Origin of the sequence: Bradyrhizobium sp. BRP19 (assembly GCF_020194195.1) — a bacterium.
In the GTDB taxonomy this organism is placed as follows: domain Bacteria; phylum Pseudomonadota; class Alphaproteobacteria; order Rhizobiales; family Xanthobacteraceae; genus Bradyrhizobium; species Bradyrhizobium yuanmingense.
This window is the reverse complement of sequence record NZ_JADYVZ010000003.1, coordinates 377847-394425: the sequence shown is the minus strand read 5'-3', so window position 1 is coordinate 394425 and position 16579 is coordinate 377847. Positions and strand designations below refer to the sequence as shown.

The following is a 16579-nucleotide window of genomic DNA, read 5'->3' as shown; positions in this document are numbered from 1 at the left end:
ACAACCCATTAACCATGACGTTTGCTTTTCGCTGGTTGGGGGCATTTGACCGGCTGAGGCAAGGTTCCGTCAAGGTTGACGGAACGTTCGCTTAACCAACCCCCTGTAGACCGGACAGCAGTGGACTAACGTGAGCGTGGAGGCTCCGGAATGAGACATCCTATGCGTATCCTCCAGGGATTGAAGCTGGCCGCGGTGCTCGCCGTCGCGCTGTCGATGGGCGCCTGCGCCAACAAGAATGCCGCGACGGATGCGATGGCCAATGCGGCGACGCCCGGCAGCCAGCAGGACTTCGTCGTCAACGTCGGCGACCGCGTGTTCTTCGAAAGCGACCAGACCGATCTGACCCCGCAGGCGATCGTGACCCTGGAGAAGCAGGCGCAGTGGCTGCAGACCTATCCGCGCTACTCCTTCACCATCGAAGGTCATGCCGACGAGCGCGGCACCCGCGAATACAACATCGCGCTCGGCGCCCGCCGTGCCCAGTCGGTCCGTTCGTTCCTCGCCTCGCGCGGCATCGACCCGAACCGCATGCGCACGATCTCCTACGGCAAGGAACGGCCGGTCGCCGTCTGTAACGACATCTCCTGCTGGTCGCAGAACCGCCGCGCCGTCACTGTCCTGAACGCCAGCTCCTGACGCTCGGTCAGGTCCCCGGTGGTCAGTCAGGCCCCGTTCAGCTTTGCAATTGGATGATGCCGGCGCCCTCTCGGGCGCCGGTTTCGTTTCAGCATTCTGTGACTGAAAACCCCTTGGTATCAGTCACATTTTTGGCGTACTCCACTTCGATGTGTGGCGCGTCGAGGGTTCCGTCGCAGGCCATTTCGCTTTCGTCGTCAGGGCAAGATGTCATCCAGATTTAAGGCTTTTACCGGTACCGCGGCGACCGCCGCGCTGCTCTCTTTGTGCTCGCCCGCGCTTGCGCAATCGGTCTACGGGCAGTCGGATGATGTCGACCCTGAGATGCGGATCGAGCGGCTGGAGAACCGGCTGCGCCAGCTCACCGGCCAGAACGAGGAGCTGCAATATCGCAACCGCCAGCTCGAAGAGCGCCTGCGGGCGCTTGAGGGCGGCGCGCAAGGGGCGCCCGGGCAGGCACCCAACGTCGCGGCGATGCCGCCCGCGCAGATCGCACCCAGCCAGATTGCACCAGGTCAGGTCGCGCCCGGCTATCGCCAGCCGCCGCCGCAACAGCAAGCCGCGCAGCCGAGCTACGAGCAGCCGCAGATCGCCGCGCCCGCGCCGATCGTTCAGGAGCAGCCGGCGCCCGGCGCTCCCGGCACACGCCGCCGCGGCGATGCCTTCGACCCCAACCAGAACCCGAATGCACCCGGCGCGCCGCGCGCACTCGGCGGCGGGCAGCAGCCGATGCCGGCGGTCACGCCTGGCGGCGGCCGCAATGCGGGCGAGCCGCTCGATCTCGCCAACACCAGCCCGCGCTACCAACAAGGTGTGCCGCCGGCCGCGCAGCCCGGCTATCCGCCGGCACAATCCGGTTATCCCGCACCGGCCGGTGGCGCTGCCTTGGCCACCCTGCCGCCGTCGGCGACGCCCCGCGACGAGTTCGACCTCGGCATCGGCTACATGCAGCGCAAGGACTACGCGCTGGCCGAGCAGACCATGAAGAACTTCACGCAGAAATTTCCGAGCGACCCGCTGGTCGGCGACGCGCAATACTGGCTCGGCGAGAGCTATTTCCAGCGCCAGCAATATCGCGATTCCGCCGAAGCGTTCCTCGCCGTCACCACCAAATACGAGAAATCGGCCAAGGCGCCGGATGCGCTGCTGCGGCTCGGCCAGTCGCTCGCCGCGCTGAAGGAGAAGGAGGCCGCCTGCGCCGCCTTCGGCGAGATCGGCCGCAAATATCCTCGCGCCTCCGCCGGCGTCAAAGCCGCCGTCGATCGCGAGCAGAAGCGGGTGAAGTGCTGATCCGCTGACAAAGCGGATGGCGTTGCGCTAAACATTCGGTCCATTCCCGCGGACGATTGCAGCGTCATGTCAGACGACGACGATTCACCGATCTCGGCGCGCGAGGCGAGGCGGCTCTTCGCGGGCCTGAGAGATGCCCCGGCGCTGGTGCTCGCGGTCTCCGGCGGGCCCGACTCGGTTGCGCTGATGTGGCTTGCAGCGCGCTGGCAGCGCAGCCTCGCGCGAGGCCCGCAAATCACGGTCGTCACGATTGATCACGGCCTGCGCCCGGAGGCCGCCCGTGAGGCGCGCGAGGTCAAGCGGCTCGCCGCGGCGCTCGGATTGCCGCACCGGACCTTGCGCTGGCGCGGTGAAAAGCCGAAGACGGGGCTGCCTGCCGCCGCGCGCGAGGCCCGTTACCGCCTGCTCGCACAGGCCGCCCGTGCCGCCGGCGCGAGCCATGTGCTGACGGCACACACCCGCGACGACCAGGCCGAGACCCTGTTGATGCGCCTGTTCCGCGGCAGCGGACTTGCCGGACTCTCGGCCATGGCTCCATTCACCGAGCGCGACGGAATCGTGCTGGCGCGTCCGTTGCTCGACGTTCCGAAATCGCAGCTGATCGCGACCTTGCGGCGGGCGAGGATCGGCTTTGCCGAGGATCCCACCAACCGGGACACCGCCTACACACGGCCGCGGCTGCGCGCGCTGCTGCCGCTCCTCGCGGCCGAGGGCGGCGACGCCAGAAATCTGGCGCGGCTCGCGGCAAGGCTGGCGCGGGCCAATGCGGCGGTCGAGGTGCTTGCCGACGGCGCCGAGCGCTTCCTCCGCCTGCGGGATCGCGGCGATGCGCCGCAGGCGAGTGTCAGGAGCTTCGAGGCCGCAACCTTTGCCGCCCTGCCGGAGGAGGTGCGGCTGCGGCTCCTGCTGCGGGCCATCAACGCGCTCGGCCATGAAGGGCCGGCGGAACTCGGCAAGGTCGAAACCCTGATGTCGGTGCTTGATCGGGCGATCGCCGGCCCCGGTGCAGCCGCAAATGGCCGGCCGGTTCTGAAGCAGACCCTCGCGGGAGCCTTGATCAGCCTTGCCGGCGGGCGTATCCAGATCGCGCCGGCGCCGGCCCGGCGGCGCAAGGGCAGATGAGCGCGACGAGAGCGGATCATGACACCGGTCAATTCGCGTCCGTGCCGTCAGGCCACCTTAACCAGGCAGGAAAAACCCGGGTTCGGACGCCATGATTTCAGCGGGAATCGCGCTAAGATGGGATAAATAGTCCCATCTCGTTCCCTTGGCAGCGACCGGGGCGGCACCTAAATTGTATCCGTCTAACGATGAGGATTCCTTGGGATTTCCTCGCATTGACCAAATCAACTGCCCAAGGATCACGGCCGCGATCCGCGCGACCACGAAGGAAGATCGATGAACGCCAATCTGCGCAATTTCGCCCTCTGGGTCATCATTGTCTTGCTGCTGTTGGCGTTGTTCACGCTCTTCCAGAATCCGGGTCAGCGGGCCTCCTCGCAGGACATCGCCTTCTCGCAGCTGCTGAGCGAAGTTGACCGCGGCAATGTGCGCGACGTCGTGATCCAGGGGCCGGACATCCACGGCACCTTCACCAACGGCTCCAGCTTCCAGACTTACGCGCCGAACGACCCGACGCTGGTGAAGCGCCTCTATGACAGCAAGGTGCAGATCACCGCGAAGCCGCCCGGCGACAACGTGCCGTGGTTCGTCTCGCTCTTGGTCTCCTGGCTGCCCTTCATCGCGCTGATCGGCGTCTGGATTTTCCTGTCGCGGCAGATGCAGGGCGGCGCCGGCAAGGCGATGGGCTTCGGCAAGTCGCGTGCAAAGATGCTGACGGAGGCCCATGGCCGCGTCACCTTCGAGGACGTCGCCGGCGTCGACGAAGCCAAGCAGGACCTGCAGGAGATCGTCGAGTTCCTGCGCGACCCCGGCAAATTCCAGCGCCTCGGCGGCCGCATTCCGCGCGGCGTGCTGCTGGTCGGCCCTCCCGGCACCGGTAAGACCCTGATCGCGCGTGCGGTCGCGGGCGAAGCCAACGTGCCGTTCTTCACCATCTCCGGTTCCGACTTCGTCGAGATGTTCGTCGGCGTCGGCGCGAGCCGCGTCCGCGACATGTTCGAGCAGGCCAAGAAGAATGCGCCCTGCATCATCTTCATCGACGAAATCGATGCCGTCGGTCGTCACCGTGGCGCCGGTCTCGGCGGCGGCAATGACGAGCGCGAGCAGACGCTGAACCAGCTGCTGGTCGAGATGGACGGCTTCGAGGCCAACGAAGGCGTGATCCTGATCGCCGCCACCAACCGTCCCGACGTGCTCGATCCCGCGCTGCTGCGTCCGGGCCGCTTCGACCGTCAGGTCGTGGTGCCGAACCCCGACGTCGTCGGCCGCGAGCAGATCCTGAAGGTGCATGTTCGCAAGGTTCCGCTGGCGCCCGATATCAATCTCAAGACCATCGCGCGCGGCACCCCGGGCTTCTCCGGCGCCGACCTGATGAACCTCGTCAACGAGGCCGCTTTGACCGCCGCCCGCCGCAACAAGCGGATGGTGACGCAGGCCGAGTTCGAGGAGGCCAAGGACAAGGTGATGATGGGCGCCGAGCGCAAGTCGCTCGTCATGACCGAGGAAGAGAAGTTGCTCACGGCCTACCACGAGGGCGGCCACGCCATCGTCGGCCTCAACGTGCCCGCGACCGATCCGATCCACAAGGCGACCATCATCCCGCGCGGCCGTGCGCTCGGCATGGTCATGCAGCTGCCCGAGCGCGACAAGCTGTCGATGTCGCTGGAGCAGATGACCTCGCGCCTCGCCATCATGATGGGCGGCCGCGTCGCCGAAGAGCTGATCTTCGGCCGCGAGAAGGTGACCTCGGGCGCGGCGTCCGACATCGAGCAGGCCACGCGCCTGGCCCGCATGATGGTGACGCGCTGGGGCCTGTCGGAAGAGCTCGGCACCGTCTCCTATGGCGAGAACCAGGACGAGGTCTTCCTCGGCATGTCGGTGTCGCGCACGCAGAACGCCTCCGAAGCCACCGTCCAGAAGATCGATTCCGAGATCAAGCGTCTGGTCGAGGAAGGCTACAAGGAGGCGACGCGCATCCTCACCGAGAAGCGCGCCGATCTCGAGACGCTGGCCAAGGGCCTGCTCGAGTTCGAGACGCTGACCGGCGACGAGATCGTCGACCTGCTCAAGGGCAAGAAGCCGAACCGTGAGTCCGTGCTCGAGCCGACCACACCGCGCGCCTCCGCCGTGCCCCCGGCCGGCAAGCCGCGCCCGCGTCCCGATCCGGATCCCGGCCTCGAGCCGCAGCCGCAGGCGTAATTCCAAGCGGCAGCTGAGAATCGAAAAACGCGGCGGTGACGCCGCGTTTTTTATTGTCCGAGCGCGCTTCGCGAGCTGGCATTGCGCTGGCCCCTCCCGCAAGGCAGGCGCCGCCGAACCAAAGCGTTCTGTTCCGGCGCATCGTTCGAGCCTGGGCCGTTTTGCCACAGCCATCCGGCTGAATCGGTTGCGGTGGGTCAAGAAGGAGCATCTCGACAGCGTTAGGTTCCGACTCGTCAAAGGAGGCACACATGGCTTTCAAGGATGTTCTGTTGACCCTGGCGAGCTACCCGGAGCCGACGCCGGTTTCAGTGATCGACGATGCCGTCTCGGTGGCCGCCACCCTGGGGGCGCACCTCGCAGCCATTTCCTGCGAGGTCCATGCGGAGGTGCGCGCAAGCCTGCTCGGGGATGTCATCCTGGACATACCCGCGCTTATTGCGCGCGAGGCCGCCAAGAGCCGCGAGAATGCGAAAGCCCTGCTTGCCGCATTCGAAGCCTCCGCTGACAAATCCGGCGTCCGGCATGAGACCATCTTCGAGCACTGTGCAACCGCCAGCGAGGCCGCGCTGCTGGTTGACTATGCAAGGCTTCGGGATCTCACGATCATGGCGGTGCCGGACTCCCATGATCTGGGGTACGCCGAGGAGGTGATCTTCGAATCCGGCAGGCCGACGCTGATCCTGCCCACCGGCCCGCGGTCGCGTCCGTTGCGGCTCGATGCCATCTGCGTGGCTTGGGACTTCAGCCGTACCGCTGCGCGAGCGGTTTCCGACGCACTTCCTTTGCTTGAAAGCGCAAGAAGTGTGCGCCTCGTGACTGTCACCAATGAAAAGCCCCTGGATTCCAGATATTCCGGCCGAGGACTGGCGAAGAACCTCGCTCGTCATGGCATCGAGGTCGTGCTGGATGAGATCGATGCCAAGAGCAAGCCGATCGACGAGGTCCTCACATCTTACGTGCTGTCCCACGGCATCGACGTCCTCGTGATGGGCGCGTACGGAACGCCGAGGTGGCGGGAATTCGTGCTCGGCGGCGCGACCAGGGGCCTGCTGTCCAAGCCGCCGGTGCCGATCCTGTTTTCGCATTGACGCTTGGTGATGCAGGAGGTGGCGCCGCTCGGGTCTACGAAACTGGTCAGATCGCTGACGCTCACGCACGCGGTCCTCTATGGGCTCGGCGTGACGATCGGCGCCGGCATCTACGTCCTGGTGGGCGCGGCCGCTGCCCGGAGCGGAATGCATGCACCTCTGGCGTTCCTCGTTGCCGCGGTCGTGATGGGCGTGACGGCCGGGAGCTTTGCCGAACTGGGCACGCGACTGCCGGTCGCGGCGAGCGAGGCCGCCTATGTCCAGGCCGCGTTTCATCGAAAATGGCTCAGCGGTGCCACAGGGTTGCTCGTGGTGGCTGCAGCGACGATTTCCGGCGCGACCATCACCGTGGGGAGCGCCGGCTATATCAGCGTGTTCCTGCCGCTGCCTGCCAGCTGGATCATCGCCGGCGTTGTGCTCGCGATGGGAGCGATCGCCTGCCTGTCCGCGGTTCAGTCCATCAGCTTCGCCGGCTTGATGACGGTCGTGGAGATCGGAGGATTGGTCCTCATTGTCGGAGCCGGGCTGTTTGAGGGCGACGCCCTGGTCTCCCGGCTGCCCGAACTGTTGGCTCCCCTGAACGATAAAGCAGCGTGGACCGGGATCGCACAGACATCGCTGCTCGCCGTGTTTGCATTCATCGGGTTCGAGCACCTCGTGAACATCTCCGAGGAAATGAAGAATCCGTCCCAAACGCTGCCTTGGGCGCTCTTCATCACCCTCGGCGTGACGGCGCTCCTCTACATGATCGTCGTCTGGGTTGCGGTGGTCGCGGTGCCCCCGGCCGAACTCGCGCACGCCTCGGCTCCGCTTGCTTTGGTGTTTCAGCGGCTGACCGGTCTTCCCCTCTCGGTGTTGAGCGTCATCGCGATCGTTGCGACGGTCAACGGGATCATCGTTCACATGCTGATGATCGGACGTGTGCTGTACGGGCTTGCGGACCAAGGCAGCCTTCCGGCCTTTCTGGCCCGGGTGAACGCCAGAAGCGGCGCGCCGGTGGTTGCAACCCTCTTCGGCGTGGGCGCCATCCTGATCCTCGCCCTCGGCATTCCCTTGACCGGATTGGCCGAATGGACCTCGCGCCTGACGCTCGGGATCTTCGTCCTGGTCAACCTGGCGCTTGTTCGCATCAAGACGAGAGAATCCAAGCCTCCCGCCGGCGTGTTCTTCGTGCCCATTTGGGTGCCGATCGCAGGACTGTTCACAAGCGCCGCGTTGCTCCTGATCGATCTCGTGCGATAGCGCCCGCGTGGCGTTTCGGCGGAGGACCCGGACGTTGCGATGGCGGTTCTCTCGCTTCCGCACGCGCGATCGGTGAAACATTAAAGAACACCTTAACAATTAAGGCCTAGCTTGGCCCGCCATGACTGATCAGGTCGTCTCCAGCGCGGTTCAACCGTTTTCGGCGCGTGCAGTGCTCCCTTGGGCTGTGGGGCTCGCCGTCTACGCTGTGTTGCTGGCTGTCGGCCCGAAGCTGCTCGGAGATCCCGACAGCTATTCTCACGTCGAGCTCGGGCGCTGGATCATGGCGCATGGGACCCTGCCGACGAGCGATCCATTTTCGTTTTCGAAGCATGGCGCGCCCTGGATCACGTTCGAATGGCTGTCGGAAGTCATCTATGCCGGAGCCTACGTCCTGTCAGGCTGGTCCGGCGTCGTCGTCGTCGCGGCCGCGGCGATCGCACTCGCCTTTGGTCTGCTCACATACTTCCTGCTGCGCGAGCTGTCGCCGACCCAGACGCTGGTCATGGTGATCGCGGCCGTCATCCTGACGGCGCCGCACATGCTGGCGCGGCCACACGTGCTCGTGATGCCCATCATGGTGATCTGGGCGGCTGCCCTGGTGCGTTGCATGGATCACGGCAGGCCGCCACCATACTGGGCCCTGCCGCTGCTGGTCGTGTGGGGCAATCTGCACGGCAGCGGAGTGCTGGCGCTTGGCTTGATTGGACCCGTGGTGCTCGAGGCGCTGCTGCGCGAGGAGCGAAGCCAATGGCCACGCGTGCTGCTGCGCTGGGTGCCATTCACACTGCTTGCCGTCGCCGCATCCTGCCTGACGCCGCATGGGCCGGAACCGCTGCTGATGCCGATCACGACACTCGGCCTCGGTCCCGCGCTCGCCTGGATCGCGGAATGGCGGCCGCAGGATTTCAGCCGCATCGGCGGCTTCGAGCTGCTGTTGCTGGGGGGCATCTTCGCGCTCTCGCGCGGCGTCACGCTGCCGATCGTGCGGACCCTCGTGGTGATCGGCTTGCTCCATTTCGCGCTGGCGCAGATGCGCAATGCGGATCTGCTGGCCATGCTGGCACCGCTCTACCTCGCGGCCCCGCTGGCCCGGAGGTTCGGCGGGCCGAGCGGGAACGAGACCGACCGCTCCTCGCGTGGCTTGAACCTGGCGGCATTCGGCATCTTGGCCGCGATGAGTGGATTGGCGCTGGCGCGCGACATCCGGCCGGCTCCCCTCATCACCCCCGAGGCGGCGGTCGCCCGTGCCGACCTCGCCAAGGCGGGGCCGCTGCTCAACGATTATTCCTTCGGCGGCTATTTGGTCTTTGCCGGCATTCCAACCTTCATCGACGGCCGCGCGGAACTGTTCGGCGGACCGTTCATCGACCGCTACAATCGCGCCCTGGCGCTGATTGACCTCGGAGATTTTCTCAAGCTGCTCGACGACTACAAGATCAGCGCGACGCTGCTCGCACCGAATACGCCCGCCACAGCGATGCTTGATCGGTTGCCGCACTGGCAGCGCGTGTACAGCGACGATGTGGCGGTCGTCCACAAGCGTCGGGAGATGCAGTAACAACAGCTCGGCAGCATCATCGAAGACCAGGTGTTGGCCTCACGTCCGAGGTGATTGCGGCGGATCACTCGTTGATTGCGTGCTTGGCGGGTAGGGTCGCCGCCTCGTTGCGATCGAAGCCGGCTCGCTTCTGGACCACGTACAGTGGACGGCGCTTTACTTCGGCATGGATGCGGCCGACGTAAAGGCCCACGATCCCCGTCATCAGCATGTTCATTCCACACAACAGCGAGAGGAGGACGATGGTCGAGGACCAGCCGGTCACGAGATGAGCGTCGTTGCTCAGCCACATCACGACGACCCAGCCGCCGTAGAGCAGAGCGAATGCCGAGACGGTCAATCCGCACCAGATCGCCAGGCGCAAGGGCAGATCAGAAAAGCCGAGCGCGGCGTTCACCGCTAGGCGGATCATCTTGAACAGGGGGTACTTGGTCTCGCCCGCGGCGCGCTCGAGGCGATGGAAGGTGACCTCGGCCTGGCGGAAGCCGAGCCAGGCGATCATGCCGCGTACGAAGCGATCCTGCTCCGGCATCTGCCTGAGCGCGTCCAGCACCTTGCGATCGATCAGGCGGAAGTCACCGACGTCGGCGGGGATGCCGACGGAGGACATCTTGCCGAGCAGCCGGTAGAACAGGTGTGCGGTCGCGCGCTTGAATCGGCTTTCGCCCTCGCGCGACAGGCGGCGGGCGTGGACGACGTCATTGCCTTCATGCCATTTTGCGATCAATTGCTCGATCACTTCGGGCGGATCCTGCAGATCGGCGTCCATGACGATGATCGCGTCGCCCTGCGCGGCGTCCATGCCGGCGGTGATGGCGACTTGATGGCCGAAATTCCGCGACAGGCCGATATAGCGAAAGCGGGCGTCGCGCACAGCAAGTGCCTGTAGCACGATCGAGCTGGAATCGCTGCTGCCGTCGTCGACGAAAATCGCCTCTGCCGGCCCGTCGAGCCGGGACAGCAGGAAGTCGAGCCGGCGTAACAATATCGGCAGTACGGCTTCCTCGTTGAAGACGGGAATGACGAGGCTGTAGCGGATCGGTCCGGAATTGGCCGCCATGCGAAGGAGTCCAGCTGGGTTGCAGGGACGGAAGTTTATGGGCAGGTGGTTAAGGTCGCCTTTCTCAGGACTTGCGGCGAATCCTGTAGAGCACGAACCGATCCGAGGTCTCCAATAGTTCCAGCAGATCCGGCAGCGGGTTTGCGGCCCGCGGTCCCAGCACATAGAGGTAGTCGAAATCCCGGTACCAGGTGCGGACAAAGCGCGGCGAGTCCGCCGGCGGGTGGCCCGCTGCTATCGCGGTGAGCAGGCCTGAGGACACCAGTCCGCCATCCGGAGTGGCAAGATGGCGCACGGCCTCGACGGCCCGAACAGGCTGCTTGCCCGCCTCCGTGAAGAGATTGGGCACGAACGCATTAGCATAGTGCACCGCCAGCGTTGGCGCATAATACATCGGATACGCCGTGAGATCGGCGAAGGGCGGGTCGCCAGCTTCGTCCGCATTGCTGACGAGGACGCGCGAGCCACGTTCGACCTTGCGGAACGACTCGACAATGGCCGCGTAGTCAGTGCGGTAGGGCAGCCATACCGTGAAGACAACGGCGAGATTGATCAGCGTGATGCCGCTGATCGCAGCGAGTGCAGCCATCCGCCAAGCCCGGCTTGGCAGCGACAGCGAGCAGAACGCCGGCAGGATCAGCGCCGCAGCAGGAAACACGCGGAGGTCGGCGAAAGAAGTCCCGAACAGCCTCGAGGGAATGGCCACGTACAGGAGCGCAAGACCGAGCGCGATCCAAATCCCGGCGGGCTCGAGCCTGAGCAAGCCGCGCCTTGCGGCGAACAGCAACGCGGTCATGAGGGTCAGCCCCGTCACCGCCGCGGCCGTCAGATTGTAACCGTTCATGATGCGGAGCGGCCAGACCGGCTTGAATGCGAGGAACCAGTCATTGCCTTGGCTTCCGATCGCGCCTGCCGTGACATGCATGATCGCAAGCAGCGCAAGCGCCGGTAGGGCTAGCGCGCCAAGCCGCGCGGCCGCGACGGAATACGCGACCCGCCCTTGGCGGACGCGCGACAGCTCGAAAAGGCCGAGCGTTGCGCCATAGATGCCGAGCGAAAAGAAATGCGCCACATAGAGCGCGGCGACGAAGATCAGATTGGCCATGAAGCGCAGCGGCCAGGGGCCTTCCGCCAGCATCAGATAGACGGCGATGCCCCAGAGCGCGAGGCCGAGCCCGAACTCGAAGTTCACGAAACCCCAGCTGAACGGCAGGCAATAGAGGAAAGCGAGCGCGGCGAAACCGGCGAGATGGATGCGTCCCTTCCTGACCCATTCGAGCAGAAGCGCACCGGTGACGATCAGGCATTGGCTCAGCAACAGAAACAGCCGCGTCGCGTTCTCGACGCTCATCAGGCGCGCCAGCTGCGGGACCAGCAGGTCCATTCCGAGGTTGGGATAGAAGGCCCACCTCACCTCGTAATACGGATTTGCACCCGCGGTGCCGTTCTGGCTCAGAACAGACATGCGGGCGAGGTGATTGGGATAATCGACCATCGCCGGAATGGGCGCCAGTAGCACCGGAATAAACGAGACCACAGCCAGCATCGCAAGCACGATCATCGCTACGGCTCGGTCCGGGGCGGAACGCGCCGGATCTGTCAGGATCGGCTTGCTGGAAGGAACCATCTGATGAAGTTGCTGAGGTCGAAGACGCGCGCTGGAGCGGGTCGTCACTTCGAAGGCGCCGCGGTCGCGCCGTCTGCGGCGTCGCGCACGTGGATCACGGCGATGTCGTCCGCATAGATCCGCTTCCAGCCCTTGAGCTGGTCGAGGATCTGCGGGCCCGGCGCATCCGCGCCCAGCAGCGTCGCATCGATCTTGTGCTCGTCGAGCAGGCGTGGCAGCAGCTCGGGCTTCTTGCCCTCGGTCGCCTTGAAGAAGTCCATGATGAATTTCTCGCCGTAGAGCTCGGCGCGGCCGTCGACGAAAACAGGGATATCGCGCGAGATCAGATAGCCGCCGAACTGGTAGGCGTTGAAGACGCGCTGCACCTTGCGTTGCTCGAGCAGGTCGACCGCCGCGACCGGCGTCTGCGTCATCGTGAAGGTGAAGCGGTGGTGCCCCAGATAGAGCGAGGTCGAGGTCCAGCTTGCCGCCACGATCATCAGCGCGCCGAGCGCCGTGACATAGCGGCCCGGCCAGCTGTCGGCACCGGCGGGCTCAAGCGCCGGCTGCGGGAACATCTCGCCGAGCGGCTTTGCCAGCACCAGCGGCACCAGGAATGCAAATGCGTCGATGCTCCTGACGTGGCTCAGCGCGCTCCAGGTCAGGAAGAGGATCAGGAAGATCCGGGGTGCCGACAGCACCAGGCCGCGATAATAACCGAATGCGATCAGGGCGAGCAGGGCGCCTTCGAACGGGGTGAACGTGGCGAAGTTCGCCGGCATCCATTCGACGATCAGTGTCAGCAGCTCGCCGAGGCTGAGGATGTTGGTCGCGCCCTGCAGCGTTCGCCAGCCGTACGGCGTGCAGCAGCTCGCGATCAGCGCCCCGAACCCGAACAGCACCCAGCGCATGAACAGGGCGAGCCGCCGTCCCTTCCCGGCATGCTCGACCGCTTCGAGCGAGATCGGGCCGATCAGCGCGAGCCCGAGCACGAAGCCGCCGTGCAGGTTCGCCCACAGCGCCATCAGCGGCAGCCAGGTCCAGGACGGCGCGCTCCGGCGGCTCGCAGCCGCCATCAGCAAGCCGACCCACGCCACCATCACCGGCAGCGCCAGAATATGCGGCCGCGCCAGCACGTGATGGATCGACAGCAGCAGCGCCAGCATCGCGAACAGCACCGCGCGCGGGGCTCCGATATGCGCCTCGAGCAGATGGACGAAGATCGCGACGGTGAGCGCGACGGCGGCCGCGGTGAGGATGACGGGGCCTGCCCAGCCCCAGTGCGCATGCGAGAAGGCGAACGCGACCTGCGACAGCCAGGACGTCGAGATCCACGGCGCGCCCGTCCGCGTGAAGGAATAGAAGTCGATCATGGGCATGGCGCGGTGATCGAGAATCCATTGCCCGATCTTGATCTGCCAGAACGAGTCGGAATCCTGAAGCAGCGTGTCGCCCAGGAACAGGAAGAACAGATAGGCGCCGGCGCCGACGCACAACGGCACCAGGGCACGCGCGCGGCCCTGCACCGCGATGCTGTTGGCGAAGGAAAGGGACATGCCGTCTCGTCGTCCTGGTTGTTCTTGCCGGCCCGAGCGGGCGGCATTGGACCACGCCGGTCATAACTTCGGGTAAACCGGCCGCGCCAGGCCGGCGTCAGATGCTTACAATTTAACGGATTGTTTCGAACTTGGATTTACCATGGGCCGATACACGCAATCCGCTCGGTGTTTACGCAGCCGAATTAACTGCGGTGCAATTCTTTGCCTCTACGTTCCGTTGCCATGGTCGGGCGGCGCTGGGAAGCCGAAGAGACCAGATCAGTTGTAGCCTCGTGTACTCATTTGGAGCACTCTATGAAGAACCTCGTTGCGCGTTTCATGAAGGATGAATCCGGCGCCACCGCCATTGAATACGGCCTGATCGCTGCCGGCATCGCGCTGGCGATCATCACCGTCGTCAACAACCTCGGCACCACGCTGAACGCCAAGTTCAGCTCGATCTCGACCAGCCTCAAGTAAGGCTGGACGACCAGCGGAATAGCGAGGAGCCCCGTCATCGACGGGGCTCTTTTGCTTTGCCCGGGAATTCGGCGCGGGGCGTTGGACGATCGGGCTTAAGCCTCCTTCAAGTCACTCGGGTGTATGGCTTGGACGCATCCGCCTCACATGATCGCGTAAGGAAGCCGCATGGCCGAAGCCTCCTCCGTTCCGCCTGCAATCGGCCGTCACGGTGCGGTCCCAGCGATCCTCGTCAACATCTCCTTCGTGCTGGCGATCGTCACGCTGGCGTATTTTCCGACGGCCTATCTCGCCCATCTCTGGATCTTTGACGCCGACGGGCGCGGCATCCCCACTGATTTCGTCAACGTCTGGGCGGCCGGAAGACTGGCGCTCGAGGGGCACCCCGCGCAGGCCTGGGATTGGGACATTCAGAAGCAGGTCGAGCTTGCGCTGCTCAAGCAGGATTTCGTCGGCCATTTCGCCTGGCACTATCCGCCGCCCTTCCTGTTCGTCGCGTCCTTCCTCGCGCAATTTCCCTATGCGATCGCCTTCATCGGCTGGGCCGCCTTCAGCATGGTGCCTTATCTCGCCGTGATGCGCGCGATCATCGGACGCAATGCGGGCCTTGTGATTGCGGTTGGATTTCCGGCAGCCTTCCTCAACATCCTGGTCGGGCAGAACGGTTTCCTCACGGCCTCGCTGATCGGCGGCATGCTCTATCTGCTGCCGACGCGGCCGGTGCTGGCCGGCATCTGTCTCGGCCTTCTCAGCTACAAGCCGCAATACGGTCTCTTGTTTCCGCTGGTTCTCTTCGCCGCCGCCGAATGGACCGTGCTGTTCACCGCCGCGATCGTCACCGTCGCGATCGCCGCGATGTCCTGGCTCGCCTTCGGCACCGAAAGCTGGCAGGCGTTCTTCCACTGGATTCCGATGTTCTCCCAGGCCTTCCTGACCGAAGGCAGGGCGCCCTGGTTCAAGATGCAGAGCATCTTCGCGCTGGTGCGCTATGTCGGCGGCACCGAGCAGCTCGCATGGATCTTCCAGTGGGTGTTGACCGCTTCTGTGGCCGTGGCGCTGGTCGTGGTGTGGCGGAGCCGGCTGCCCTACGCCCTCAAGGCGGCGATGCTCGCCACGGCGACGCTGCTCACGACGCCCTATCTTTTCATGTACGATCTGGTCGTGCTGGGCATCGCGGTGGCGTTCCTCATCCGCGCCGGGCTCGATGAAGGTTTCGCACGCCACGAGGTGATGGCGCTGGCGCTCGTCTTCGCGCTGCTTGCGAGCTTCCTGTTTCTCGGGCAGCCGGTCGGCTTCCCGGCGATCCTGATCGTGTTCGGGCTGATCCTCGGACGCTGCGCAGCCTGGCGGAGTGCCGAGGCCGCGTCAACGCAGGTCGCTCTCACACGAACGAGCTGAGAAGCTCGGTCGGGCACAGGCACTGGTCAGACGTCAGATGGGAAATGTCGCCACTCAAGCTAAAGCTGGCGATGCCACTGACGAGGCCTGCTTTGTTTTGCCATTGGACAACCGCCATAGGAGACGCGCGGCGAACAAGGGGAGGATCAGTAAAGCAATCGGTATTTGCGCGAAGCCGAATGGGAACATCAGAATAGGCAACGCCCATAACGCAAGCGAAAGAATTTGATCCACGAACGTTTCGTTTCCGCGCTGACGCAGGAGCGCGACAATCCATCCGAATACGACCATGTCGTAGTTCATGATCCAGGGCGAAAACAAGAAGGTGGCGGTAACGAAGAGCGCTAGTGAGAGGACCGGATCGCGCTTGCGCCAGAATGTCCAAACCACTGCACCGACGGCGCATACCGACGCCGCTCCTTGCACTACCCAGGCCAAATCAGCCGGAAGACCCGCAAGGCGGGCGTTGATCAAGGCTGAGGCAACGATCGGCCAGCCCATGATACCTGCCACGTCGAGCAGTTCGTGCTGTTGCGGCAAAACTTTATGCCAATATGCGATCCAGATTTCTGGCCCAAACCATGCTGCAGTCGCGGCGACAAGCGACACCGTCATGACGACGGCTGAACCAATGACTCGCCAGTGCCCTCCCAGCACCAGCACGATCGGAAGCAGGAGACCGAGTTGCGGCTTGATAGTCAGCATACCAAACAAAATTCCAGCGAGTATCGGCCGCCGCTCGAGGTTTGCCAGACCGCCGATCAAGAGCGCAGCGGTCAAGAAGCCATTTTGGCCGAGGAATACGTTAACCGTGACGGCAGGTGCGACGGCCAGAAACACCCAGTATTTTCGTTCGACACCACATGATGTTGCCGCCCAAACATACAGGGCGAGCCCGGTGACGCACCACACAATGTACGACGGCAGAAAACCGAGCAAACCAAAGGGCCAAATGACGAACAGAAGATGCGGCGGATACGACCAATACAGAGGTGCCAAATCGGGAATGCCGGTCACCTTCGCTATCGCAGCCATGTAGGCGCTGGAATCAAACCAGTCCGCAGGGCCGCCGGAAAAAGCCGATCGGCCGCCTATCCAAGTGTTCAGAAAATCTCGACCAACCGGAAAGCCGCCTGGGTCAACTACGAACGATGGGAACGACTGGGATGCTGCCAGTTGGAAGTCAAATATGACAACCGCCAGCAGAATGGCCGCAGCGACCACGGTGAGGGACGCGTAGATCCTTACTGATGCTGGATTGCCTGTGCCAAGCTTGCCATGACTCATTGTACGCTCAAAGGGTAAGGCCTCTGTTCGAGAGGCGCGATGGTTCTCAAGTTTGAGTTCCGCGCG

At 64.4% G+C, this 16579-nt stretch carries 13 protein-coding genes; 9 read left to right on the top strand and 4 right to left on the bottom strand.

Features of this window, described 5'->3' with window-relative positions; all coding sequences use genetic code 11:
- Positions 1 to 150: 150 nt before the first annotated feature.
- The 7 genes from pal to I6F36_RS12105 all read left to right on the top strand — a co-directional run bounded on the left by pal (position 151) and on the right by I6F36_RS12105 (position 9144).
- Positions 151 to 639: a peptidoglycan-associated lipoprotein Pal gene (gene pal, locus I6F36_RS12135; protein WP_035998574.1), complete on the top strand. Its 489-nt coding sequence runs from the start codon at positions 151 to 153 to the stop codon at positions 637 to 639.
- A 207-nt stretch (positions 640 to 846) separates the two neighbouring features.
- Positions 847 to 1929 carry a tol-pal system protein YbgF gene (gene ybgF / locus I6F36_RS12130; RefSeq protein ID WP_109142503.1) on the top strand — a complete coding sequence of 361 codons (1083 nt, stop codon included), beginning with the start codon at positions 847 to 849 and terminating at the stop codon, positions 1927 to 1929.
- A gap of 66 nt (positions 1930 to 1995) precedes the next feature.
- On the top strand, positions 1996 to 3051 hold the full coding sequence (gene tilS / locus I6F36_RS12125) for a tRNA lysidine(34) synthetase TilS (protein WP_035998583.1): 1056 nt from the start codon (positions 1996 to 1998) through the stop codon (positions 3049 to 3051).
- A 276-nt stretch (positions 3052 to 3327) separates the two neighbouring features.
- Positions 3328 to 5250 (top strand): ATP-dependent zinc metalloprotease FtsH, encoded by a 1923-nt coding sequence (gene ftsH, locus I6F36_RS12120; protein ID WP_035998585.1) that lies wholly within the window; start codon positions 3328 to 3330, stop codon positions 5248 to 5250.
- 251 nt (positions 5251 to 5501) lie between these two features.
- On the top strand, positions 5502 to 6341 hold the full coding sequence (locus tag I6F36_RS12115; protein ID WP_225171496.1) for a universal stress protein: 840 nt from the start codon (positions 5502 to 5504) through the stop codon (positions 6339 to 6341).
- Positions 6342 to 6350: 9 nt separating this feature from the next.
- Positions 6351 to 7583: an APC family permease gene (locus I6F36_RS12110; RefSeq protein WP_225171495.1), complete on the top strand. Its 1233-nt coding sequence runs from the start codon at positions 6351 to 6353 to the stop codon at positions 7581 to 7583.
- 121 nt (positions 7584 to 7704) lie between these two features.
- The gene (locus I6F36_RS12105; RefSeq protein WP_109142505.1) at positions 7705 to 9144 is read left to right on the top strand and encodes a hypothetical protein; all 1440 of its coding nucleotides are present in this window, start codon (positions 7705 to 7707) and stop codon (positions 9142 to 9144) included.
- 64 nt (positions 9145 to 9208) lie between these two features.
- Here the strand turns inward: I6F36_RS12105 and I6F36_RS12100 are convergent, their stop codons facing one another.
- The 3 genes from I6F36_RS12100 to I6F36_RS12090 all read right to left on the bottom strand — a co-directional run bounded on the left by I6F36_RS12100 (position 9209) and on the right by I6F36_RS12090 (position 13366).
- Positions 9209 to 10204 (bottom strand): glycosyltransferase family 2 protein, encoded by a 996-nt coding sequence (locus I6F36_RS12100; protein WP_225171494.1) that lies wholly within the window; start codon positions 10202 to 10204, stop codon positions 9209 to 9211.
- Between the two features lie 64 nt (positions 10205 to 10268).
- Positions 10269 to 11765, bottom strand: a complete 1497-nt coding sequence (locus I6F36_RS12095) for a hypothetical protein (RefSeq protein WP_225171493.1) — start codon at positions 11763 to 11765, stop codon at positions 10269 to 10271.
- A 110-nt stretch (positions 11766 to 11875) separates the two neighbouring features.
- The gene (locus I6F36_RS12090) at positions 11876 to 13366 is read right to left on the bottom strand and encodes a hypothetical protein (protein WP_225171492.1); all 1491 of its coding nucleotides are present in this window, start codon (positions 13364 to 13366) and stop codon (positions 11876 to 11878) included.
- Positions 13367 to 13663: 297 nt separating this feature from the next.
- On the opposite strand from I6F36_RS12090, the gene I6F36_RS12085 reads away from it, so the two are divergent.
- The gene (locus I6F36_RS12085; RefSeq protein ID WP_128264172.1) at positions 13664 to 13828 is read left to right on the top strand and encodes a Flp family type IVb pilin; all 165 of its coding nucleotides are present in this window, start codon (positions 13664 to 13666) and stop codon (positions 13826 to 13828) included.
- A gap of 168 nt (positions 13829 to 13996) precedes the next feature.
- Complete coding sequence (locus I6F36_RS12080) at positions 13997 to 15226, top strand: glycosyltransferase family 87 protein (protein ID WP_225171491.1); 1230 nt, start codon at positions 13997 to 13999, stop codon at positions 15224 to 15226.
- A gap of 54 nt (positions 15227 to 15280) precedes the next feature.
- On the opposite strand, the gene I6F36_RS12075 is transcribed toward I6F36_RS12080, so the two are convergent.
- Entirely contained in the window at positions 15281 to 16513 is a 1233-nt protein-coding gene (locus I6F36_RS12075) for a glycosyltransferase family 87 protein (RefSeq protein ID WP_225126299.1), read from the bottom strand.
- Positions 16514 to 16579 lie beyond the last annotated feature (66 nt).

Coding starts and splice junctions, on each gene's coding strand:
- pal (WP_035998574.1), top strand. CDS start 151: ATGAGACATCCTATGCGTATCCTCCAGGGATTGAAGCTGGCCGCGGTG.
- ybgF (WP_109142503.1), top strand. CDS start 847: ATGTCATCCAGATTTAAGGCTTTTACCGGTACCGCGGCGACCGCCGCG.
- tilS (WP_035998583.1), top strand. CDS start 1,996: ATGTCAGACGACGACGATTCACCGATCTCGGCGCGCGAGGCGAGGCGG.
- ftsH (WP_035998585.1), top strand. CDS start 3,328: ATGAACGCCAATCTGCGCAATTTCGCCCTCTGGGTCATCATTGTCTTG.
- I6F36_RS12115 (WP_225171496.1), top strand. CDS start 5,502: ATGGCTTTCAAGGATGTTCTGTTGACCCTGGCGAGCTACCCGGAGCCG.
- I6F36_RS12110 (WP_225171495.1), top strand. CDS start 6,351: ATGCAGGAGGTGGCGCCGCTCGGGTCTACGAAACTGGTCAGATCGCTG.
- I6F36_RS12105 (WP_109142505.1), top strand. CDS start 7,705: ATGACTGATCAGGTCGTCTCCAGCGCGGTTCAACCGTTTTCGGCGCGT.
- I6F36_RS12100 (WP_225171494.1), bottom strand. CDS start 10,204: ATGGCGGCCAATTCCGGACCGATCCGCTACAGCCTCGTCATTCCCGTC.
- I6F36_RS12095 (WP_225171493.1), bottom strand. CDS start 11,765: ATGATCGTGCTTGCGATGCTGGCTGTGGTCTCGTTTATTCCGGTGCTA.
- I6F36_RS12090 (WP_225171492.1), bottom strand. CDS start 13,366: ATGTCCCTTTCCTTCGCCAACAGCATCGCGGTGCAGGGCCGCGCGCGT.
- I6F36_RS12085 (WP_128264172.1), top strand. CDS start 13,664: ATGAAGAACCTCGTTGCGCGTTTCATGAAGGATGAATCCGGCGCCACC.
- I6F36_RS12080 (WP_225171491.1), top strand. CDS start 13,997: ATGGCCGAAGCCTCCTCCGTTCCGCCTGCAATCGGCCGTCACGGTGCG.
- I6F36_RS12075 (WP_225126299.1), bottom strand. CDS start 16,513: ATGAGTCATGGCAAGCTTGGCACAGGCAATCCAGCATCAGTAAGGATC.